Raw genomic sequence first — 20,969 nt, 5'->3', positions numbered from 1 at the left:
GCGGGTGACGCGGGGTGCGCGCCGCGGTGCGAGGCTTGCGCCATGGATCAGGACAAGTGGCAGGGCGAGTCGGTCGACTCGGTCCTGCGCAAGCTGCTGAAGCAGGGCCGGCTGGACCCGCAGGCCGAACGGCTCGCCGAGCAGGGCATCGACCGGCTGCGGACGTTCCTGGGCGGGACGAGCGCGCCCGCGCCGACGCCGGAGGAGGTGGTGGACGCCGAGGTGGAGGCCGACGCCGGGGCCGGTTCGGTGGTCGCCACGGGCCGGGGGATGCTCATGCACACCATCCCGCTGCCCGACGGCACCCGCGTGGAGGTGCTGGTGCCCGAGCGGCTGACCCGCGCCGAGGCCGAGCGCGTCTCCGCGGTCCTGGGTGCGCTGGCCGTCGAGGAGTGAGCGCCTTCGAGGTCGAGGTCACCGGGGTCGTGCGCCTGGGCCAGTTCCTCAAGCTGGCCGGGGCGGTCGACTCCGGCGGCCAGGCCCGCGAGGCGCTGCAGGCCGGTGACGTGACCGTCAACGGCGAGGCCGAGGACCGTCGCGGCCGTCAGCTGGCCGACGGGGACGTCGTCGCGCTCGGGACGGGGTCGTGGACGGTGCGCGTCACGGGCTGAGCCCCGCGGGGCGCCCGGCGAGGACGGGCGGCGCGGGCCCTCACGCCCGCGCGAGCCCGTCGAGCGCCGCCACCTCATCGCCGGTCAGCGCGAAACCGGCCACGTCGCGGTTGCGGGCCTGCCGGCCGGGGTCGCCGGACTTGGGGATCGCGATCACCCCGTGCTCGACGTGCCAGCGGACGACGACCTGCTCGGGCGTCACGTCGTGCTCCGCGGCGATCCCGGTCAGCACCGGGTCGGACAGGTCCGTCGACTTCAGCGGTGAGTACCCCTCCAGGACGACGCCCCGCTCGCGGTGCCCGGCGAGGAACGCCGCGTCGAAGCGGGCCGGTCCCCACTTCACCTGGTTCACCGCGGGGGTGACGCCCGTGGCGGCCGTGAGCTCGTCGATCTGGGCGAGGGAGTAGTTGCTGACGCCGACGGCGCGGACCCGGCCGTCGGCGCGGGCGGCGACCAGGCGCTCCCACACGTCGGGGCGGGCCTGCCCGCCCGGCGGCCAGTGGATGAGCCACAGGTCCAGGACGTCCACCCGCAGCAGCCGCAGGCTGCGGTCGAGGAACTCCTCCTCGCGCCCGGCGTGCTCGTGGTGCAGCTTGGTGGTGATCCGCACGTCGGGCAGCCCGGAGTCGGCGACCGCGCGGCCCACCTCGTCCTCGTTCTCGTACATCGTCGCGGTGTCCAGCAGCCGGTAGCCCAGGTCCAGGGCCCCGCGCAGCGACCGGTAGCCGTCCGCACCGCGCAGCGCGTAGGTGCCCAGGCCGACGAGGGGGACGTCGAGGGTGCCGTCCAGGGTGCGGACCGGGGTCGTGGGCAGCGTCACGCGGACGACGCTACGACCGCGGGCCGCCCTCCGCAGCCGCCAGGACGGCCCGCGCCACGGCGCCGGGGGCCAGCTCGGGGACCCAGTGCCCGGTGTCGAGCTCGACGCGGCGGTACGGCCCCCGCACGTGCCGGGCGGTCCCCGCCACGGCGGTGCGGGAGTAGAAGGGGTCCCGGCGGCCGTGCAGGTAGGTCACCGGGACCGCGACGGCCCCCACGGGGCCGGCCAGGGCCAGGGCCCGGTACCAGTTCAGCGCGGCGGTCAGGCTGCCCGGGGCCAGGTGGCGGCGGGCGTACCCGTCGGCCAGCGCGGCGGGCAGCCCGGTGCGCCGCAACGACTGCGACAGCACGGCCCCGCCGCGGGCCAGCAGCACCCGCTCGGGCAGCGTGGGCAGCTGGAAGAAGGCGACGTACGCCGAGCGCAGCGCCTGCGAGGACCGGGGCACCGCCGCGCCGAAGGCCGCCGGGTGCGCCTGGGAGAGCGCGGTGAGGGAGGCGACGCGGTCGGGGTGCCGGGCGGCGGTGGCCCACGCCACGACCCCGCCCCAGTCGTGACCCACGAGGTGCGCCCGCCGCACCCCGGCGGCGTCCAGCAGCGCCAGGACGTCCCCGACGAGCTCGCCGAGGGCGTAGTCGCGGCGGTGCGCGGGCCGGGCGGTGGCGCCGTACCCGCGCTGCTCGGGGACCAGGACCCGCAGCCCGTGCGCGGTGAGCAGCGGCGTCAGCGCGTCGTAGGCCTCCGGCCCCTGCGGGAAGCCGTGCAGGCACACGACGGCCTCGCCGTCGCCGGGCCCGGCCTCGCGCACGGCGAACGTCAGGCCGCCGCGGTCGAACTGCTGCACGGGCCACCCCCGGGGATCGCGGTGAGGGGCGCGCTCGGAGGGATTCGAACCCCCAACCAACCGGGTAGAAGCCGGTCGCTCTATCCGTTGAGCTACGAGCGCTGGCGCCGGCCGGGGCCGACGGGCACACCCTAGCGAGCGCCGGGGCCCGGTGCGGCCCGGTGCGGCCCGCACGGCCCGCGGCGGTGCGTCCCGGTGGGCCACCTCGACTAGGCTCGGGCCGTGGCGGAATTCATCTACGTGATGTCCAAGGCTCGCAAGGCGCACGGGGACAAGGTCATCCTCGACGACGTCTCCATGTCGTTCTTCCCCGGCGCCAAGATCGGCGTCGTCGGCCCCAACGGCGCGGGCAAGTCCAGCGTCCTGAAGATCATGGCGGGGCTGGACCAGCCCTCCAACGGTGAGGCCCGCCTCTCGCCCGGCTACAGCGTCGGCATCCTCATGCAGGAGCCGGCCCTCGACGAGACCAAGACGGTCCTGCAGAACGTCCAGGACGGCCTGGGCGACCTCAAGGTCAAGATGGACCGCTACAACGAGATCACCGGCCTGTTCGAGGACCCCGACGCCGACTTCGACGCCCTGATGGCCGAGATGGGCACCCTGCAGGAGGAGCTGGACCACGCCAACGCGTGGGACATGGACTCCCAGCTGGAGCAGGCCATGGACGCGCTGCGCTGCCCGCCCGGGGACGCCGACGTCTCGGTCCTGTCCGGTGGTGAGAAGCGCCGCGTGGCGCTGTGCAAGCTGCTGCTCGAGGCGCCCGACCTGCTGCTGCTCGACGAGCCCACCAACCACCTCGACGCCGAGTCGGTGACGTGGCTGGAGCAGCACCTGGCCAAGTACCCCGGTGCCGTCCTGGCCGTCACCCACGACCGGTACTTCCTCGACAACGTCGCGCAGTGGATCCTCGAGCTGGACCGCGGTCGCGCGTACCCGTACGAGGGCAACTACTCCACCTACCTGGAGAAGAAGGCCGCGCGCCTGAGCGTGCAGGGCAAGAAGGACCAGAAGCTCGAGAAGCGCCTCAAGGAGGAGCTGGAGTGGGTCCGGTCCAACGCCAAGGGCCGCCAGACCAAGTCCAAGGCCCGCCTGGCCCGCTACGAGGAGATGGCCGCCGAGGCCGAGCGCACCCGCAAGCTCGACTTCGAGGAGATCCAGATCCCGGCCGGCCCGCGCCTGGGCTCGGTCGTCATCGAGGCCAAGGACCTCAAGAAGTCCTTCGGGGACCGCACCCTCATCGACGGCCTGTCGTTCTCGCTGCCGCGCAACGGCATCGTCGGCGTCATCGGCCCCAACGGCGTCGGCAAGACGACGCTGTTCAAGACGATCGTCGGCCTGGAGGAGCTCGACTCCGGTGAGCTGAAGATCGGCGAGACGGTCAAGCTGTCCTACGTCGACCAGTCCCGCGGTGGCCTGGACCAGGGCAAGACGCTGTGGGAGACCGTCTCCGACGGCCTGGACTTCATCCAGGTCGGCAACCAGGAGATGCCCTCGCGCGCCTACGTCTCGGCGTTCGGGTTCAAGGGCCCGGACCAGCAGAAGCCCGCGGGCGTGCTGTCCGGCGGGGAGCGCAACCGGCTGAACCTGGCCCTGACGCTCAAGGAGGGCGGCAACGTCCTGCTCCTGGACGAGCCGACCAACGACCTCGACGTCGAGACCCTGGGGTCGCTGGAGAACGCGCTGCTGGAGTTCCCCGGCTGCGCCGTCGTCGTCAGCCACGACCGGTGGTTCCTCGACCGCGTCGCGACCCACATCCTCGCCTACGAGGGCACCGAGGAGAACCCGGCGAACTGGTACTGGTTCGAGGGCAACTTCGCCGGCTACGAGGAGAACAAGGTCGCCCGCCTCGGCCCCGACGCGGCGCGCCCGCACCGCGTGACGTACCGCAAGCTCACGCGCGACTGACCGCGGCGCGCGGGGACGGCGCGCTCCGGCGCTCCGTCCCCGCGCGGCCTCACCCCGCGGGCAGGTACCGCCGCGTCGGGGTCCCGTTGAGCTCGAAGTCGCCGATGGCGCGGCGGCGGTGGATCGCCGGGTTGTGCGTGGCGATGGTCCGGGCGTTGCGCCAGTGCCGGTCCAGCCCGAGGTCGACGTCGACGGCGGAGGCGCCGCCCACCTCGAACAGCCGCGCCGTGGCGTCGACGACGAGCGGCAGCACGACCTGCTGGGCGCGGTACACCTCCAGCTGGGCCTCGGCCAGCGCCTCGGGGTCCCCGCCGCGCAGGTGCGAGCCGAGCGCGGCGTCGAGCGTGCGCGCCGCCTGCAGCACGACCGCCCGCGCGGCCGAGGCCGCGCTGGACAGCCCGCCCACCTCGGCCTGCACGAGGTGGTGCTCGCGGGGCAGCGCCTCACCGGCGTACCCGAAGATCCGCCGCCGCCCGCGCACGTACTCCACGGTGTCGTCCAGCGCGGCGTAGCCGATCCCGACCACCACGGCCAGCAGCACGTTCTGGAAGAAGCCCAGCAGGTACGTCTGGGCGTCGTCGTCGGGGTCGATGGGGCGGACGTGGGCGGGGTCGACCTCCACGTCGGTGAAGGTGGTCGTCCCGCTGCCGGTCAGGCGCTGGCCGAAGCCCTTCCAGTCGTCGACGACCTCGACGCCCGGCGCCCGGGTCGGGACGAAGACCTGGACGCTGCGGTCGCCGAAGGCCGCGGACGTGTCGATCCAGTCGGCGTAGATCGAGCCGGTCGTGTAGAACTTCCGGCCGTCCAGCCGCAGCCCCCGCTCGCTCTCGCGCAGCACCGTCGACAGGTCCGAGGTCGCCGAGGCCTCCGAGACGGCGTTGCCGACGAGGTCGCCGTCCAGCACGCGCCGCCACCAGCGGTCGCGGACGGCGGGGTCGGGCTCGAAGTACTGCTTCTCCACGAAGGCCAGGTGGCCGCGGAAGACGTGCGCGACGTTGGCGTCGGCGCGGGCGAGCCGGACGAGCCGGTCGAACAGCGTCTCCAGCGAGGCGCCCTCCCCGCCGGCCGCCCGCGGCACGTGCGCGTTGGCGAACCCCGCGGCGGCCAGTTCCCGGACGAGCCCGGCGGGCAGCTCGCGGCGGCGCTCGCGCTCGGCGGCGCCGGTCCGCACCCGGGCCAGCAGGTCGTCGAAGGTCTGGTCGCTGAGCACTGCGGGAGGCACGCGGACACGGTGCCACACGGCCGCCGGGGCGTGCCGGGGCGGGTTCAGGCCCCCGCGCCCTCCCCGGGCAGGCGCAGCATGCCCTCCTGCGCCACGGTCGCCAGAAGCCGGCGCTGCCGGTCGTACATGCGGCCGGTCGCCAGCCCCCGCGCGCCCGAGGCGTTCGGGCTCTGAGTGACGTACAGCACCCACTCGTCCGCGCGCGCGGGCCGGTGCCACCACATCGCGTGGTCCAGGCTCGCCACGCTCATCCCCGGCGTGGCCCACGCCAGCCCGTGGCGGCGCAGGACCGGTTCCAGCACGGACAGGTCGCTGGCGTAGGCCAGCGCCGCCCGGTGCAGCAGGTCCGGCCCGGGCAGGGGGGCGTCCAGGCGCAGCCACACCGACTGCCGCGCCGCGGGGGCGGGGTCGGGGGCGAGGTAGAGCGCCGGTTCGACGTGGCGCACGTCGACGTGCCGGCCCTCGCCCAGCTGGCGGGCCACCGGGTGGTCCAGCGCGGCGAGGAGGTCCTGGTCGCTGGGCAGGTCCTCGGGGTCGGGGACGTCGGGGGCGGGTTCGGCGTGGTCCAGCCCCTCCGAGCGGGTCTGGAAGGAGGCGATGGCGGACAGGATCGGGACCCCGTTCTGCGTCGCCTGGACCCGGCGGGCCGAGAACGAGCGGCCGTCGCGCAGCCGCTCGACGGAGAACGCGACGGGCACGTCGGGCTGGCCGGGGCGCAGGAAGTAGGCGTGCAGGGAGTGCAGGTCCCGGTCGCCGGTGACGGTGCGGCCCGCGGCGACGGCGACCTGCCCGAGCACCTGGCCGCCGAACAGCCTCGTCCGCCAGTGCCGCAGGTTCGGCCCGGTGAACACGTCGAGCGCGTCCCCGGCGGGTCGCACGTCCAGGACCTGGAGCAGGGGCGAGTCGGTCACCCGCGCACGGTACCGAGCCGGGCCGGGGGGCGGGCGGTAGCGTCGGGCCGTGCTCGCCGCCCGTGCCGTCCGCGCCAGCCCCGACGACCCGCTGTCCGCACTGGAGGTCGCCGACGCCCCCGCCGCCGAGCCCCCCGCGGGCTGGGTCCGCGTGAGCGTCCGCGCCGCGGCCCTCAACCGGCACGACCTGTGGAGCCTGCGCGGGGTGGGGCTGCCCGCCGACCGGCTGCCCATGGTCCTGGGCTGCGACGCGGCGGGCACGACCGACGACGGCGCCGAGGTCGTCGTGCACGCCGTCGTCTCCGACGAGGACTTCCGCGGGGACGAGACGCTGGACCCGCGGCGCACGCTGCTGTCCGAGCTGCACCCGGGGACCCTGGCCGAGCACGTGTGGGTGCCGCGCCGCAACCTGCTGCCCAAGCCCGCCGGGTGGAGCTTCGAGCGGGCGGCGTCGCTGGGGACGGCGTGGCTGACGGCCTACCGCATGCTCTTCACCCAGGCCCGCGCCGTGCCGGGGCAGACCGTCCTGGTGCAGGGCGCCGCCGGCGGGGTCTCGAACGCGCTCACCGCGCTGGGGTCGGCCGCGGGCCTGCGGGTGTGGGTCGCGGGGCGCACCCCCGAACGGCTGGTCAGGGCCCGCGCGTGGGGGGCGGCGGCGACGTTCGCGACGGGGGAGCGGCTGCCCGAGCGGGTCGATGCCGTGTTCGAGACCGTCGGCAAGGCCACCTGGAAGCACTCGGTGCAGTCGCTGCGGCCCGGTGGCCGGCTCGTCGTCTCCGGGGCCACGACGGGCGGCGACGCGCCCGCCATGCTAGAGAACGTGTTCTTCCGGCAGCTGCAGGTGCTGGGTTCCACCATGGGGACCCGCGAGGAGTTCGAGCGCCTGCTGCGGTTCTGCGACACCGCGGGGCTCGAACCCGAGGTCGACTCGGTGCACGCGCTCGCCGACGCCCGGGACGCGTTCGCGCGCCTGGAGTCCGGCGAGGCCGTCGGGAAGGTCCTCGTCCGGCCCTGAACCCCGTCCCGGACGGGGTGGTTCACCGCCGCCACGTCCTCCCGGCGAGCCCGGTACCCGGGGGGACGTGACGACGGTGGTCGGTGGGGCGGGTCAGTCGACCTGCCAGTCCGCCCAGCGCTGCCGGGTCCAGCGCGCGGCGCGCAGGCCGTCGCGCACCCGGTCCACGCTCTGCCCGATCTGCGCCGGCAGCCTGTCGCCGAAGCGGGCGAAGTACGCCTCGAGCCGGTCCAGCTCCTGCGACCAGGCGGCCGGGTCGACGGCGAACAGCTCCTGCAGGTCCGCCGCGGGCACGTCGAGCCCGTCGAGGTTCAGGGCCCCGGCCGCCGGGACGAGCCCCACGGGGGTCTCCTCGGCCGCGGCGGTGCCCTCCAGTCGGCGGCAGATCCACTCCAGGACGCGGGAGTTCTCCCCGAAACCGGGCCACAGGAACCGGCCGTCGTCGCCGCGGCGGAACCAGTTCACGCCGAACACCTGCGGCAGGTGCTCGACCCGGTCGGCCATCGACAGCCAGTGCGCGAAGTAGTCGCCCATGTGGTAGCCCGCGAAGGGCAGCATGGCGAAGGGGTCGTGCCGCAGTTCGCCGACCGTCCCCTCGGCGGCGGCGGTCTGCTCGCTGGAGATCGAGGCGCCCAGGAACACCCCGGCGGACCAGTCCGGCGCCTGCGTCACCAGCGGCACGTTCGACCGGCGGCGGCCGCCGAACAGGACCGCGTCGATCGCGACGCCCTCGGGCGCGTCGAAGTCGTCGGCGATGCTCGGGCACTGCGAGGCCGCGACGGTGAAGCGCGCGTTCGGGTGCGCCGCGGGCGTGGGGCTGTCCGGGGTCCAGTCCTCGCCGCGCCAGTCGACCAGGTGCTCGGGGGTCTCCTCGGTCATCCCCTCCCACCACACGTCGCCGTCGTCGGTCAGCGCGACGTTGGTGAAGATGACGTCCTGGGACAGCATCTGCATCGCCGTCGGGTTCGTCGACCACCCGGTGCCCGGTGCCACCCCGAAGAACCCGGCCTCGGGGTTGATGGCCCGCAGCCGCCCGTCGGGGCCGGGGCGCATCCAGGCGATGTCGTCCCCGATCGTCTCGACCCGCCAGCCCGGGAGCGTGGGCCGCAGCATCGCCAGGTTCGTCTTGCCGCACGCCGAGGGGAAGGCCGCGGCCAGGTGGAACACCTTCGACTCCGGGCTGGTGACCTTCAGCACGAGCATGTGCTCGGCCAGCCAGCCCTCCTGACGGCCCATCGCCGAGGCGATCCGCAGCGCGAAGCACTTCTTGCCCAGCAGGGCGTTCCCGCCGTACCCGGAACCGAAGGACCAGATCTCGCGCGCCTCGGGGAAGTGCGCGATGTACTTCAGGTCGTTGCACGGCCACGGCACGTCCGCCCGGGCCCGCCCCACGGCGTCCACCAGCGGGTACCCCACCGAGTGCACGGCGGGCACCCACGGGGCCCCGGCCTCGATCGCGGCCAGCGCCGACGTGCCCGTCCGCGTCATGATCCCCATGGAGACCACCGCGTACGGGGAGTCGGTGACCTGCACGCCCAGCTGGGAGATCGGGCCGCCCACCGGTCCCATGGAGAACGGCACGACGTACATCGTGCGGCCCCGCATGCTGCCGGCGAAGACCCCGGCCAGCTCCTCGCGCAGGGCGCCGGGCTCGCGCCAGTTGTTCGTCGGGCCGGCGTCCTCGCGCCGGTGCGAGGCGATGAACGTCCGCGACTCCACGCGGGCCACGTCCGTCGGCGCCGACCGCGCCAGGAACGACCCCGGCCGCAGCGTCGGGTTGAGCGGGATCAGCGTGCCCGCCGCCACCATCTGCGCGGTCAGCCGGTCGTGCTCGGCCCGGGACCCGTCGCACCAGACGACCGCGTCCGGCCGGGTCAGCGCGGCGATCTCCCGCACCCAGGCCGACAGCGCGGGGTCGCTCGTGGGCCCGGTGGACAGCTGCAGGTCGTCGGTCGCGGTGACGGTGGACTCGCGCGTCAGTTCGATGGTCACGGCGGCGTGTCTCCTCGGATCGGTCGGCGGCTGGTCTTCCGAGGATGTGCCGACCGCGACCCGCTCACAACGGACTTGGCACGTGAAGATCGGCCGTTCTTCACCTATCGTGAACCCCATGGCCCCACTGCGCGTCGCGGCGCTCGAACCGCTCACCGACCCCGCGCTGGCTCCGCCGGTCCCGGAGACGGGGCTGGACGCGCTGACCGTGGGCCGCCGCATCCGCCACCACCGGCAGGCCAAGGGGTGGACCCTGGCCCAGCTGGGGGAGGAGGTCGGGGCCGCCCAGAGCCAGCTGTCCCAGGTCGAGAACGGCAAGCGCGAACCGCGGCTGTCCCTCATCACCGCCGTCGCCCGGGCGCTGGGCGTGCCGCCGTCGGACCTGCTGGACCCCGCGCCGCCGCCGAGCCGGCGGGCCGCCCTGGAGATCGAGCTGGACCACGCCCAGCGCTCGACGCTGGCGCGGTCCCTGGGGCTGACCGAGGTCCGCTCCAGCCGCAAGCTGCCCACCGACGCCCTGGAGGCCCTCGTCCAGCTGCACCGGGAGCTGGCCCGCCGGCACGACGCCTCGAACGCGACCCCGGAGGAGGCCCGCCGGGCCAACACCGAGATCCGCCAGCTCATGCGCGCCTCGGACAACCACCTGCCCGAGATCGAGGAGGTGGCCGAGGACCTCGTGCGCGCCGCCGGGTACACCGTCGGGGCGCTGACCCACCGGCAGGTGGCGCGCATGGCGGCGGACCTGGGGTTCAACATCATCCACGTCGACGACCTGCCGCACTCGGCGCGCACCGTGACCGACCTGGCCAACGGCCGGATCTACCTGCCGCCGGCCTCCATCCCCGGCGGGCACGGCCTGCGCTCCCTGGCGCTGCAGGCCATCGCGCACCGCGTGCTGGAGCACGAGCGGCCCGCCAGCTACACGCAGTTCCTGCGGCAGCGGCTGGAGATCAACTACTTCGCGGCGTGCTGCCTGATGCCGCGCAGCGCGGCCGTGGAGTTCCTCTCGGCGGCCAAGGCCGACAAGGACCTCGCGGTGGAGGACTTCCGCGACGCCTTCGGCGTGACCCACGAGGCCGCCGCCCACCGGCTGACGAACCTGCTGACCTCGCACCTGGGGATCCCCGTGCACTTCCTGCGCGTCGGGGACGACGGCGCGCTGTACCGGGGGTACGAGAACGACGGCGTGCCGTTCCCGGAGGACTCCTCCGGCGCCATCGAGGGGCAGCCGGTGTGCCGCAAGTGGACCGCGCGCACCGTGTTCGACGTCCGGAACCGGACGACCGAGAACTACCAGTACACCGACACCCCCGCCGGGACGTTCTGGTGCTCCTCGCAGACCGGCACGAGCGACGACGGGGGTTTCTCCATCACCGTCGGCGTGCCGTACGCGCACGCGAAGTGGTTCCGCGGCCGCGACACCCGGGTCCGCAACGTCAGCACGTGCCCGGAGGCGTCGTGCTGCCGCCGGCCCCCGGCGGAGGTGGTGGAGCGCTGGGCCGACGCGGCGTGGCCCAGCGCGCGCCTGCACGCCCAGACCCTCGCCCCGCTGCCGTCGGGGCGCTTCCCCGGCGTCGACGACCTGGAGGTCTACCAGTTCCTGTCCTCGCACGCCCCGCGCGACGTCTGACGGCCAGGCCCCCCACCACCCCCGAGGCCGGCGTCCCGCGCGCGGGCGACGGCCTGGGCCCGGTCGGCCACCTGCAGCTTCGCGAAGACGTGCGAGACGTGGTTGCGCACGGTCTTCGGCGACACCCCCAGTTCCGCGGCGATGCGGGCGTTCGGCAGTCCCCGGCTCAGCAGGCCCAGCACCTCCCGCTCGCGGTCGGTGAGCTCGGGGAACGGTTCGGCGGTGGGGGTGTCCGCGGCAGCTGTGAAGTAGGTGACGAGCCGGGCCGCCACGGCCGCGGAGAACAGCGCTTCCCCCGCGGCCACCGCCTCCACCGCCCGGGCCACCTCGGTGCGCGGGGCCCCCTTGAGCAGGTAGCCGCGTGCGCCCGACCGCACGGCGGCGAACACGGACGCGTCGTCGTCGGACATCGTGAGGACGACCACCCCCACGTGCGGTGCGCTCTCGCGCAGGCGCCGGGTGGCCTCGACCCCGCCGATGCCCGGCATGGCCAGGTCCATGAGGACGACGTCGGGCTGGAGCCGTCCGGCCTGGACCAGGCCCTCCTCGCCGGAGGCCGCCTCGCCCAGGACCTCCACGTCCGCCAGCGAGCCCAGCAACCGCACCAGGCCCTCCCGGAAACCCTTGTGGTCGTCGACGACCAGCAGCCTCACGGTCACGGCCGGACCTCCGGGGCCAGCGGCAGGCGGGCCCGCACGGTGGTCCCTGGGGGACTGACGACCTGCAGTTCCCCGCCGAGCTCCTCGGCCCGTTCCCGCATCCCCAGCAGACCGGCGCCGGGACGGGAACCGGCGGTGCCGCACCCGTCGTCGCTGACCTCCAGCAGGACCTCCCCCGGGCCGTCGACGACGCGTACCCGGACCCGGCCGGCCCGCGCGTGGCGCCCGGCGTTCCGCAGGGCCTCGGCGGCGATCCGGTAGACGGCGACCTCGACGGCCGCCCCCAGCGGTGCCCCGACCCGGACGTCGACGTCCACGTCCGCACCCGTCAGGTGCTGCTGCGCGACGTCCTCCACGGCACCTGCCAGCCCCAGCTGCTCGACCTCGGGTGGGTAGAGCCGGTAGGCGAGCCCGCGGACCAGGGCCACGTCGTCGGTGATCGTCGCCCGGACGCCCTCCAGCAACCTGCGGGCGGTCGCCGGGTCGGACCCCAGCACGGTCAGCGCCACGTCGAGGTCCATCGCGGCGGTGGCCAGGCCGGGACCGACTTCGTCGTGCAGTCGTCGCCGCATCCGGCGGCGCTCCTCCTGGGCCGAGGTCACGAGCCTGCGGTGGGCGAGCCGCAGCTCCTCCGTGCTGCGCAGCGCCAGGGCCAGCGTGGCCAGGTGGGGGGCCACGACGTCGAGGAGGTGCCGGTCCCGAGCACCCAGGACCACGTCCCCGCGGCGGGGGGCCAGCGCCAACCGCCCCACGGCCTCACCGCGCGCGACGAGGGTGGTCTCGGCCGCGCTCGAGGGCAGCGCCGGCCCGCTGCCCAGCAGCGGGGACCCGTGCCGGTCGAGGAGCTCGAGGTGGGTGGCGGGCAGGCGCAGCGCCGTGGCGAGGGTGGTGGCCGCCGCGCGGAGCGCCTCCTGCGCCGAGCCCGCCTGCGCGGTGCGGGCGGTCAGCCGGGCCAGGACCACCTGCGGCACGTCCCGGTCGCCGAAGGTCCACCGGTTGAGCGCGCGCTGCGCGGCGCGCCGGGTCGGGGCCACGAGCGCGACCACCACGAGCGCGGCGACCACGGCGGGGACGGCGGGGCTGCCGGCCGGGGCCCGCAGCGTCGCGTCGACCACGGCGACCACCCCCAGGTACACGAGGGTGGAGGTGAGCGTGAGAGCGCCCCACAGGAGGGTGCGGTTGATGAGGGCGTCGACGTCCCACAGCCGGTACCGGGTCGTCGCCGCCCCGACGGCCAGGGGGACCAGCAGCACCAGGAGGACCAGGAGGACGTTGCCGACCGTGGAGACCACGAGCCCGCCCGGTCCCGGAGCGGTCCAGGCCGGGAACGCGGTCGTCGAGGCGAACAGGGCCGTCCCGCCGGCGGCCACCAGGCTCAGGCTCCAGACCACCCACTTCGTCTGCTGGCGCCCGACGGGGTCGGCGTGCCGGTACCGCCGGACCTGCGCCAGCAGCGCGGTGCCGACGAGGAGGACGTCGGCGCCCGCGGCCACCGGTCCGGTCACCCCGAGCGCCGCGCAGGTGACCCCGACGACCGCCACGACCCACGTCCACCGCGGGCGGAAACGGCCGTCGGGGAACACGAGGAGCAGGACGGTCAGCCCGCCGAAGGCGGCGACGCCGAACCGCTGCAGGGCTTCGGCGGCGAACGGCAGGAGCGTGGCGAGGGTGGAGTGCGTCCCCGAGAGCGCCCACCCGCTGACGGCCAGCAGCAGCGAGACCACCAGGGGACCGCGGTCGCCGGGGCGCCGCCGGCCGATCAGGACGGCCACGGTGAGGAAGCTGACCGTGACGAGCTGGCCGACGGCGTGCACGGCCCCGGCGTACAGCGGTTCCGGGACACCGAGCTCCCGCAGCGCCGACCGCACGTCGGTCACCGTCCAGCGCTCGTCCGGGACCAGCGACTCGTCCACCCGCCCGTGCCGGCGCGCCCCGGCGGGCACGCACAGGAGGAAGGTGACCACCGCGGTCCCCGTCCCGGTGAGCCACCACCAGGGCGGGAGCGGGGTGCGCGGGGCGGGGACGGTGAGCGCGGGTGGTGGTGGCACGGGACACCGTCCTCCTCGTCGCCGCGGTGCCGGACCGGTGCCGCCGACGGTAGCGCTGCTCAGGCGTGGGCGTCGCTCAGCGATCGGTGCGGTGCGGTGCGGTGCCGGCCGCGCAGGAGGTCCGCGGTGGCCGGCAGGCAGGCCAGGACGAGGACGGCCGACGGCAGGAGTTCCGCGGCCCGGCCGGGCAGCGGCAGGACGGCCGCGACGACGGGCAGGGCGAAGGCGGCGAGCGCGGTCCAGCGCACGAGTCCGTGCCGCGCCAGAGCGGCGGTGACCAGCGGCAGGGTCAGGACGCACCCGCCCACTCCGGCGAGCAGCATGACCAGGAAGGGGAGCCAGTCGTTGGTGACCAGGGCGGCGCGGACGCCGGCCTCGACGTCGAGGGTCCCCGACACGAGGGCGCCCTGGGCGAGCTCGTACCCGAGCACGAGCACCGTGGTCACGGCCGCCGCGCCGCCGAGCACCGTGGCGGCCAGTGCCGGCACCCGGCCCCGGGTCCCGGGCGGGACCAGGGTCAGCGACGAGACCAGCAGCGGGGCGAGGGCCAGCGCGCCGAGGAGCTGCAGGGTCAGGAGGTGGTGGGGGAAGCCCTCGGCCGCCCACTGGCGCAGCGCGTCCTCGGCGCGGGCGTGCTCGCCGCCGAGCAGGGCCGGCGTGAGCAGCAGGAGGAGGGGGACGGCCGGCAGCGAGGCGGCCAGCACCGTGGCGGTCGTGGTGGTTCGGGGGGTCCGGGGCGTCCGGTCGGGGTCCACAGCGGGTTCCTCTCGTCGGCGGGACGGCGACGGTCGTCGCCGTCGCGCCGACGGTAGGTACGGGGGTGTCCCGGCCGGACGTGACTCGGGTCCCGGTCGGGCCGGGAACCTCGGCCCCGAGGTGCGCCTCCGGCGGGAACGCCGGGGGAGCCTCAGGCGAAGCGGACGACGTCCTCGTGCGGCAGCCGCGGCAGACGGGGGCGGAAGGCGTCCTCGCCGGGGTAGCCGATGTTCACGACGAGGGACGAGCGCCAGTTCGTGCCGGCGAAGAACTCCGCGTCCACGGCGGCCTTGTCGAAACCTGCCATGGGGCCGGCGGCCAGGCCGAGGGAGCGGACGGCGAGGATGAAGTACCCGGCCTGCAGGGCCGCGCTGTAGGAACCCATCTCACCGCGCACGGCCGGGTTCTCCTCCAGGAAGCCCTGGCGGGGGGCCATGAAGGGGGCCACGGTGGGGATGGCGTCGTGGAAGCGGTCGTCGACGGCGAGCACGGCGGTGACCGGGGCGCTGGCCGCGCGGGCCTGGTTGGTGTCGGACAGCAGCGGGACCAGGCGCTGCTTGCCCTCGGGGGAGCGGACGAACAGCACGCGCAGCGGCTGCAGGTTCGCCCCGGTGGGCGCCCAGCGCGCCAGTTCCCAGATCTGCGTGAGCTGCTCGTCGGTGACGGGCGTGGGGGCGAAGGCGTTGGCGGTGTGCGCGTCGCTGAACAGCGCGGCGCGGGCGGCCTCGTCGAGGCCCCGGGGGCGGTCGTCCAGGGTGGTCATCTGGCTGCTCTCCTCGTATCGGCTAGCCGTGGGCTTGCTGCTTCGAAAAAGAGAGTAGCACTTTCGTTTGAAGCGTCAAGGGGTACAGTGGTCCCGTGAGCGAGCAGGTGCAGCACGACGCGCGGGCGTGCGACGGAGCCCTCGCCCGCGCCTTCGGGTTCCTCGGCAAGCGCTGGAACGGCATCCTGCTCGCGACCCTGGGCTCGGGCCCCGCCGGCTTCTCCGAGCTGCGCCGCGCCGTCGCGGGCATCAGCGACTCGGTCCTGTCCGACCGGCTGGCCGAGCTGTGCGGGGCCGGCCTGGTGCACCGCACCGTCCACGAGGGCCCGCCCGTCGCGGTCGTCTACGAGCTCAGCGACTCCGGCCGCGCGCTCACCCCGGCCCTGCGCGAGCTGACGACCTGGGCCCGCGAGAACCTGCCCGCCGACCGCTGCGCGCGCGAGAGCGCTTGACCACCGAAGTGCTCGATCACCGGCAGGGTCCGCGCTGATCGAGCACTGTCGTGATCGAGCACTCCGGGGTCGTCAGTCCTCGAAGGTGTTGAGCATGCTGTGCGCGGCGCGGTCGAGGTAGTCCCACAGGACCCCCTCCTGCGCCGGGGGCAGCCCCAGCGACTCCACCGCCCCCCGCATGTGCCCCAGCCAGCGGTCCCGCGCGTCGGGGTTGACCTTGAACGACGCGTGCCGCATCCGCAGCCGCGGGTGCCCGCGCTCGTCCGAGTACGTCGTGGGGCCGCCCCAGTACTGCTCCAGGAACATCAGCATGCGCCGCCGCGCGGGCCCCAGGTCGGCCTCGGGGTACATGGGCCGCAGGACGTCGTCGGCGGCGACGCCCTCGTAGAACCGGTCCACGAGGGCCACGAACGTCTCGTGCCCGCCGACCTCGTCGTAGAAGCTGCGCGTCCCGCCGTCCGGGCCCGCCGGTGTGCGGCCGATCAGGTTCTGCGGACGGACGAACGGCAGGTCGGGGCTCACCGCACCAGTGTCCCCTCCGCGCGCACGTCCACCGACCCCGGGGCCGAGGCCGTCGGCCCGCGACCGCGCGCGGCAGCCTCGGCGGCGTCCTTGACGTTCTTCTGCATCCCGCCGAAGACGACGCCGTGGAACGGGCTGATGGCCGCCCAGTACGCCTGCCCGGCCAGCCCCTTGGGGTGGAACAGGGCCCGCTGGTGGAACAGCGTGCGCCCCACGGCGTCGGTGTCGACCCGCAGGTCCAGCCAGGCCAGGCCCGGCAGCTTCATCTCCGCGCGCAGCCGCAGCAGCCGGTCCTCCTCCCGCTCCTCCACCCGCCACCAGTCCACCGCGTCACCCACCATGAGGTGCCGCGGGTCGCGCCGCCCGCGCCGCAGGCCCGGGCCGCCGGAGAAGCGGTCCATCACCCCGCGCACCGCCCACGCCATCGGCCACGAGTACCAGCCCTGCTCGCCGCCGATCCCCTCCAGGACCTCCCACAGCACGTGCGGCGGGGCCTGCACGACCGTCGTCCGCTCGTCGACGTAGAGGTTGCCGCCGGCCCAGTCCGGGTCGCTGGGCAGCGGGTCGCTGGGGGCGCCGGGCACCGAGGCCGAGCTCCAGCGGGTCGTGACGTCGGCCTCCTGGATGCGCTGCAGCGCCAGCTGCACGGCCCGCCGGAACGGGACCAGGCCCCCCGGCGGGTCCGGCACGTACTTCGCGATGTCGTTCTCCTTGCACACGACCTCGTGCACCAGGCTCTCCACCAGTGGCCGCGCGATCGACCCCGGCACCGGCGTGATCGTCCCGACCCAGTGGCTGGACAGCTTGGGGGACATGACCTTCACCGGCAGCACGTGGCGCTTGGGCAGCCCGGCGACCTCGGCGTACCCGCGCATCATGTCCAGGTAGGTCATGACGTCCGGGCCGCCGATGTCGAACGTGCGGTTCACGTCGTCCGGCATCGAGGCCGACCCGACGAGGTAGCGCAGCACGTCGCGCACGGCGATGGGCTGGATGCGGTTGTTCACCCAGGCCGGGCAGACCATGACCGGCAACCGCTCGGTGAGGTAGCGCATCATCTCGAAGCTGGCCGACCCCGACCCCAGGATGACCGCGGCCTGCAGCACCGTCGCCGGCACGGGGGAGTCCAGCAGGATCTCCCCGACCTCCCGGCGCGACTCCAGGTGCCGCGACAGCTCCTCGCCCTCGGGGTGCAGACCCCCCAGGTACACGGTGCGGCGCACCCCGCGCGCGGCCGCGGCGCGCGCGAAGGTGCGCGCCGTGCGGCGGTCCTTGGCCGAGAACGACGACCCCCCGCTCATGGCGTGGATGAGGTAGTAGGCCACGTCGACGCCCTCCAGGGCCGCGCCGACCTGGTCGGCGTCGGAGGCGTCGGCCTGCACGACCTCGACGTCGTCGACCCACGGGCGGTCGCGCAGGGACTCCGGCCGCCGGGCCATCGCCCGCACCCGGAAACCGGCCGACAGCAGCTCCGGCACCAGCCGGCCGCCGATGTACCCGGTGACCCCCGTCACCAGCGCCAGCCGTCCGTCCCCCGCCGCGATCTCGCTCATGCCGCCCAGTGTCGGAGGGGTCGGTCCGCCGCGCGAGTCAGCGCAGGTGCCCGGCGAGGGGGCGGCGACCGCGGCGTCCACCCCGGCGGCGCGCACCGCCCGGGACCTTCGTCCCGAACCGGTCCCCGCGGTCCCCGCCGGCCCGCCGCGCGGGCCAGGATGGTCCCGACGGTCCGACTCCGGGAGGGGAGCGATGATCCGGGTCTTCCTGCTGGACGACCACGCCGTGGTCCGCGCCGGTCTGCGCGCGGTGCTGGAGTCCGACCCCGGCATCGAGGTCGTGGGCGAGGCGGGCACGGTCGCCGAGGCGCTCGCGGGCATCACGCTGACCCGCCCGGACGTGGCCGTCCTCGACGGCCGGCTGCCCGACGGGTCCGGCACCGAGGTGTGCCGGCAGGCGCAGCTGGTCTCCCCGGGCACCCGCAGCATCCTGCTGACCTCCTACGACGACGACCAGGCGTTCTGGGCGGCCGTCGTCGCCGGGGCCGCGGGGTACCTGCTCAAGGAGATCGGCACCACCGACCTCGTGGGGTCGGTGCGCACCGTGCACGCCGGGGGTTCCCTGCTGGACCCCGCCGCGGTCGAGGCCGTCCGCCGCCGCCTGCAGGACCCGCTGGCGGCGGACCCGCGGCTGGCCGACCTCACCCCGCAGGAGCGGCGCGTGCTGAGCCTGGTCAGCCGGGGCTGCACCAACCGGCAGATCGGCCGGGAGATGCACCTGGCGGAGAAGACCGTCAAGAACCACGTGTCGAGCCTGCTGGCGAAGCTGGGGCTGAGCAGCCGCACCCAGGCGGCCGTCTTCGTCGCGCAGGCCTGAGCCGAAGGGCCCTGGCGCGCCCCCGGCGGGGTGGGCCAGCCTGGGCGCCGTGGAACTCCTCGAGACCGTCCCCGACAGCCTCTCCACCGAAGAGCTCGCCACGGTCGACGCCTGGTGGCGGGCCGCGAACTACCTGACCATCGGGCAGATCTACCTCCAGGACGACGCCCTGCTCCAGCGGCCCCTGCGGCCCTCCGACGTCAAACCCCGCCTCCTGGGCCACTGGGGAACCAGCACGGGCCTGTCGTTCGTCTACGCCCACGTCTCCCGGCTGATCCGGCACACCGGGCAGCAGACCCTCTACCTCGCCGGCCCCGGGCACGGCGGGCCCGCGCTCGTGGCCGCCAGCTGGCTGGAGGGCACCTACGCCGAGTGCTTCCCGGCCGTCACCCGGGACGCCGACGGGATGCGCCGGCTGTTCCGGCAGTTCTCCTCCCCGGGCGGCATCCCCTCCCACGCCTCGGTCACCACCCCCGGCTCGATCCACGAGGGCGGCGAGCTGGGGTACGTCCTCGTCCACGCCTTCGGCGCCGTCATGGACAACCCCGACCTGCTGGCCGTGGCCGTCGTCGGCGACGGCGAGGCCGAGACCGCGCCGCTGGAGGGGGCGTGGAAGGGCATCTCGTTCCTCAACCCCGCGCGCGACGGCGCGGTGCTGCCCGTCCTGGACCTCAACGGCTACAAGATCTCCGGACCCACCGTCCTGGCCCGCAAGGACCCCGTGCTCGTGCGGTCCCTGCTGGAGGGGCACGGCTACCACGTGCTGGAGGTCACCGGCGAGGACCTGCCCGGCATGCACCACCGGTTCGCCGCCGCCCTGGCCGAGGCCCACCGGCGCATCCGCGCCGTCCAGCGGGCCGCCCGCAGCGGCCAGGCCCCCGAGGGGGTCCCCGCCTGGCCGGTGATCGTGCTGCGCTCGCCCAAGGGCTGGACCGGGCCCTCCGTCGTCGACGGGGTGCAGGTCGAGGACACCTGGCGGGCCCACCAGGTCCCGCTGTCGGGGGTGGAGGAGAACCCCGAGCACCTGCGGCTGCTGGAGGAGTGGATGCGCTCCTACCGGCCCGAGGAGTTGTTCGACGACCGGGGCCGGCCCACCGCGCTCGTGCGGGCCAACGACCCCGAGGGGGCGCTGCGGATGTCGGCGACCCCGCACGCCAACGGCGGTCTGCTCACGCGCGACCTCGTGCTGCCCTCCCCGGGCGACTACGCCGTCGACGTCCCGCGCCCGGGCGCCACCCGCGCGGAGTCGACGCAGCGGCTGGGGGAGTACCTGCGCGACGTCTACCGCGCCAATCCCGAGACGTTCCGGCTGTTCTGCCCCGACGAGACCAGCAGCAACCGGCTCGGCGCGGTGTTCGAGGCCAGCGACCGCGCGTGGATGGAGGCGACCGTCCCCGGCGACGTGGGGCTGTCGGCCTCCGGGCGGGTGCTGGAAGTGCTGTCCGAGCACAACTGCCACGGCTGGCTCGAGGGGTACACCCTCACCGGCCGGCACGGGCTGTTCGCCACCTACGAGGCGTTCGCCATGGTCAGCGCCTCCCAGACCGTCCAGCACGGCAAGTGGCTGGAGGAGGCCGAGCACCTGCCGTGGCGGGCGCCCGTCCCGAGCCTGAACGTGCTGCTGACCTCCACGGCCTGGCGCAACGACCACAACGGCTTCAGCCACCAGGGTCCCGGGCTCATCCAGACCGCCCTCACCCAGCGGTCGGGGATCTCGCGCATCTACCTGCCCCCGGACGCGAACTGCCTGCTGGAGGTCGCCGACCACTGCCTGCGGACCCGCTCGCGCATCAACCTCGTCGTCATCGACAAGCAGCCGCAGCTGCAGTACCTGTCCGCCGCGGAGGCCGCCGACCACGTGGCGCGCGGGGCGGGGACCTGGGAGTGGGCCGGGACCGACGACGGGTCCGCCGACCCCGACGTGGTGCTCGCCTGCGCGGGGGACGTGGTGACCATGGAGACCGTCGCCGCGGCGCGGATCCTGGCCCAGCGGCTGCCGCAGCTGCGGGTGCGGGTCGTCAACGTCGTCGACCTCATGCGGCTGCACCGCCCCGCCGACCACCCGCACGGCGTGGACGAGTTCACCTTCCGGGAACTGTTCACCGACCACGTCGACGTCGTGTTCGCCTTCCACGGGTTCCCCGGGGCCGTGCACCAGCTCGTCCACGGCCGGCCCCGCGCCGACCGGTTCCACGTGCGGGGGTTCATCGAGGAGGGGACGACGACCACGCCGTTCGACATGACGGTGCGCAACAAGGTCTCCCGCTACGACCTCGTGGTCGACGCGCTGAACAACGCCGGCCGGCTGCCCGTGGGGGCCGGGGACCTGCGCCGCTGGTGCCGGGCCCAGCTCGAACGGCACCGCGCCCACGTCGTGGAGCACCTGGAGGACATGCCCGAGGTGCGGGACTGGGTCCTGGACTGAACCCGGCCTCCGGGGCCTGCGGCGTGC

General features: G+C 74.9%; 19 protein-coding genes and 1 tRNA gene. 8 read left to right on the top strand and 12 right to left on the bottom strand.

All coding sequences use genetic code 11. The features are described 5' to 3' along the window. Window positions 1-42: 42 nt before the first annotated feature. Together BJ968_RS04785 and BJ968_RS04780 are read left to right on the top strand one after the other, a co-directional pair. Window positions 43-396 (top strand): hypothetical protein, encoded by a 354-nt coding sequence (locus BJ968_RS04785; protein WP_179749683.1) that lies wholly within the window; start codon window positions 43-45, stop codon window positions 394-396. After that, window positions 393-611 (top strand): RNA-binding S4 domain-containing protein, encoded by a 219-nt coding sequence (locus BJ968_RS04780; RefSeq protein WP_343077811.1) that lies wholly within the window; start codon window positions 393-395, stop codon window positions 609-611. Before BJ968_RS04785 ends, BJ968_RS04780 begins: the two co-directional genes overlap by 4 nt. 40 nt (window positions 612-651) lie before the next feature. Here BJ968_RS04780 and BJ968_RS04775 read toward each other — a convergent pair whose 3' ends face one another. The 3 genes from BJ968_RS04775 to BJ968_RS04765 all read right to left on the bottom strand — a co-directional run bounded on the left by BJ968_RS04775 (window position 652) and on the right by BJ968_RS04765 (window position 2,374). Beyond that, window positions 652-1,431: an aldo/keto reductase gene (locus BJ968_RS04775; protein WP_218884803.1), complete on the bottom strand. Its 780-nt coding sequence runs from the start codon at window positions 1,429-1,431 to the stop codon at window positions 652-654. 10 nt (window positions 1,432-1,441) lie between these two features. Beyond that, a complete protein-coding gene (locus tag BJ968_RS04770; protein ID WP_179749681.1) occupies window positions 1,442-2,272 on the bottom strand; it encodes an alpha/beta fold hydrolase in 831 nt (276 codons plus the stop codon). 29 nt (window positions 2,273-2,301) lie between these two features. Then, window positions 2,302-2,374 (bottom strand) — tRNA-Arg (locus tag BJ968_RS04765). A 120-nt stretch (window positions 2,375-2,494) separates the two neighbouring features. Between BJ968_RS04765 and ettA the strand changes: the two genes are divergently transcribed. Further along, entirely contained in the window at window positions 2,495-4,177 is a 1,683-nt protein-coding gene (gene ettA, locus BJ968_RS04760) for an energy-dependent translational throttle protein EttA (protein WP_179749679.1), read from the top strand. A 49-nt stretch (window positions 4,178-4,226) separates the two neighbouring features. Here ettA and BJ968_RS04755 read toward each other — a convergent pair whose 3' ends face one another. Further along, the gene (locus tag BJ968_RS04755) at window positions 4,227-5,399 is read right to left on the bottom strand and encodes an acyl-CoA dehydrogenase family protein (RefSeq protein WP_179749677.1); all 1,173 of its coding nucleotides are present in this window, start codon (window positions 5,397-5,399) and stop codon (window positions 4,227-4,229) included. A 44-nt stretch (window positions 5,400-5,443) separates the two neighbouring features. Next, window positions 5,444-6,310, bottom strand: coding sequence for an acyl-CoA thioesterase domain-containing protein (locus BJ968_RS04750; RefSeq protein WP_179749675.1), 867 nt, complete (start codon window positions 6,308-6,310; stop codon window positions 5,444-5,446). Window positions 6,311-6,359: 49 nt separating this feature from the next. On the opposite strand from BJ968_RS04750, the gene BJ968_RS04745 reads away from it, so the two are divergent. Further along, a complete protein-coding gene (locus BJ968_RS04745; protein WP_179749673.1) occupies window positions 6,360-7,325 on the top strand; it encodes a zinc-binding dehydrogenase in 966 nt (321 codons plus the stop codon). Between the two features lie 93 nt (window positions 7,326-7,418). Here the strand turns inward: BJ968_RS04745 and BJ968_RS04740 are convergent, their stop codons facing one another. Then, the gene (locus BJ968_RS04740; protein ID WP_425491472.1) at window positions 7,419-9,317 is read right to left on the bottom strand and encodes a phosphoenolpyruvate carboxykinase (GTP); all 1,899 of its coding nucleotides are present in this window, start codon (window positions 9,315-9,317) and stop codon (window positions 7,419-7,421) included. 118 nt (window positions 9,318-9,435) lie between these two features. Here BJ968_RS04740 and BJ968_RS04735 point away from each other — a divergent pair, with 118 nt between their 5' ends. Continuing rightward, on the top strand, window positions 9,436-10,947 hold the full coding sequence (locus BJ968_RS04735; protein ID WP_218884799.1) for an XRE family transcriptional regulator: 1,512 nt from the start codon (window positions 9,436-9,438) through the stop codon (window positions 10,945-10,947). Here the strand turns inward: BJ968_RS04735 and BJ968_RS04730 are convergent. The 4 genes from BJ968_RS04730 to BJ968_RS04715 form a co-directional block, all read right to left on the bottom strand. Then, a complete protein-coding gene (locus tag BJ968_RS04730) occupies window positions 10,908-11,600 on the bottom strand; it encodes a response regulator (protein ID WP_179756207.1) in 693 nt (230 codons plus the stop codon). The genes BJ968_RS04735 and BJ968_RS04730 overlap by 40 nt on opposite strands. A gap of 2 nt (window positions 11,601-11,602) precedes the next feature. Further along, on the bottom strand, window positions 11,603-13,654 hold the full coding sequence (locus BJ968_RS26335) for an ATP-binding protein (protein WP_179749669.1): 2,052 nt from the start codon (window positions 13,652-13,654) through the stop codon (window positions 11,603-11,605). 59 nt (window positions 13,655-13,713) lie between these two features. Further along, on the bottom strand, window positions 13,714-14,409 hold the full coding sequence (locus tag BJ968_RS04720) for a hypothetical protein (RefSeq protein WP_179749667.1): 696 nt from the start codon (window positions 14,407-14,409) through the stop codon (window positions 13,714-13,716). Window positions 14,410-14,561: 152 nt separating this feature from the next. Beyond that, window positions 14,562-15,173, bottom strand: a complete 612-nt coding sequence (locus tag BJ968_RS04715) for a malonic semialdehyde reductase (RefSeq protein ID WP_179749665.1) — start codon at window positions 15,171-15,173, stop codon at window positions 14,562-14,564. A 95-nt stretch (window positions 15,174-15,268) separates the two neighbouring features. Here BJ968_RS04715 and BJ968_RS04710 point away from each other — a divergent pair, with 95 nt between their 5' ends. Beyond that, window positions 15,269-15,625 (top strand): winged helix-turn-helix transcriptional regulator, encoded by a 357-nt coding sequence (locus BJ968_RS04710; protein WP_179749664.1) that lies wholly within the window; start codon window positions 15,269-15,271, stop codon window positions 15,623-15,625. 72 nt (window positions 15,626-15,697) lie between these two features. Here BJ968_RS04710 and BJ968_RS04705 read toward each other — a convergent pair whose 3' ends face one another. Both BJ968_RS04705 and BJ968_RS04700 read right to left on the bottom strand, forming a co-directional pair. Continuing rightward, complete coding sequence (locus BJ968_RS04705) at window positions 15,698-16,108, bottom strand: globin domain-containing protein (RefSeq protein ID WP_179756205.1); 411 nt, start codon at window positions 16,106-16,108, stop codon at window positions 15,698-15,700. Window positions 16,109-16,143: 35 nt separating this feature from the next. After that, window positions 16,144-17,700 carry an SDR family oxidoreductase gene (locus BJ968_RS04700; RefSeq protein ID WP_179749662.1) on the bottom strand — a complete coding sequence of 519 codons (1,557 nt, stop codon included), beginning with the start codon at window positions 17,698-17,700 and terminating at the stop codon, window positions 16,144-16,146. 193 nt (window positions 17,701-17,893) lie between these two features. On the opposite strand from BJ968_RS04700, the gene BJ968_RS04695 reads away from it, so the two are divergent. Both BJ968_RS04695 and BJ968_RS04690 read left to right on the top strand, forming a co-directional pair. Then, entirely contained in the window at window positions 17,894-18,517 is a 624-nt protein-coding gene (locus BJ968_RS04695; RefSeq protein WP_179749660.1) for a response regulator transcription factor, read from the top strand. A 49-nt stretch (window positions 18,518-18,566) separates the two neighbouring features. Then, window positions 18,567-20,942 (top strand): phosphoketolase, encoded by a 2,376-nt coding sequence (locus BJ968_RS04690; protein WP_179749658.1) that lies wholly within the window; start codon window positions 18,567-18,569, stop codon window positions 20,940-20,942. The last annotated feature ends 27 nt before the right edge of the window (window positions 20,943-20,969 follow it).

The organism is Kineococcus aurantiacus, from assembly GCF_013409345.1.
In the GTDB taxonomy this organism is placed as follows: domain Bacteria; phylum Actinomycetota; class Actinomycetes; order Actinomycetales; family Kineococcaceae; genus Kineococcus; species Kineococcus aurantiacus.
The sequence above is the reverse complement of the archived record's forward strand: the minus strand, read 5'-3'. Positions and strand labels throughout refer to the sequence as shown.

Bases quoted from the DNA above. Each gene is read 5' to 3' on its own strand.
- BJ968_RS04735 (WP_218884799.1), top strand. From the start codon at position 9,436: ATGGCCCCACTGCGCGTCGCGGCGCTCGAACCGCTCACCGACCCCGCG.
- BJ968_RS04715 (WP_179749665.1), bottom strand. From the start codon at position 15,173: ATGACCACCCTGGACGACCGCCCCCGGGGCCTCGACGAGGCCGCCCGC.
- BJ968_RS04700 (WP_179749662.1), bottom strand. From the start codon at position 17,700: ATGAGCGAGATCGCGGCGGGGGACGGACGGCTGGCGCTGGTGACGGGG.
- BJ968_RS04785 (WP_179749683.1), top strand. From the start codon at position 43: ATGGATCAGGACAAGTGGCAGGGCGAGTCGGTCGACTCGGTCCTGCGC.
- BJ968_RS04695 (WP_179749660.1), top strand. From the start codon at position 17,894: ATGATCCGGGTCTTCCTGCTGGACGACCACGCCGTGGTCCGCGCCGGT.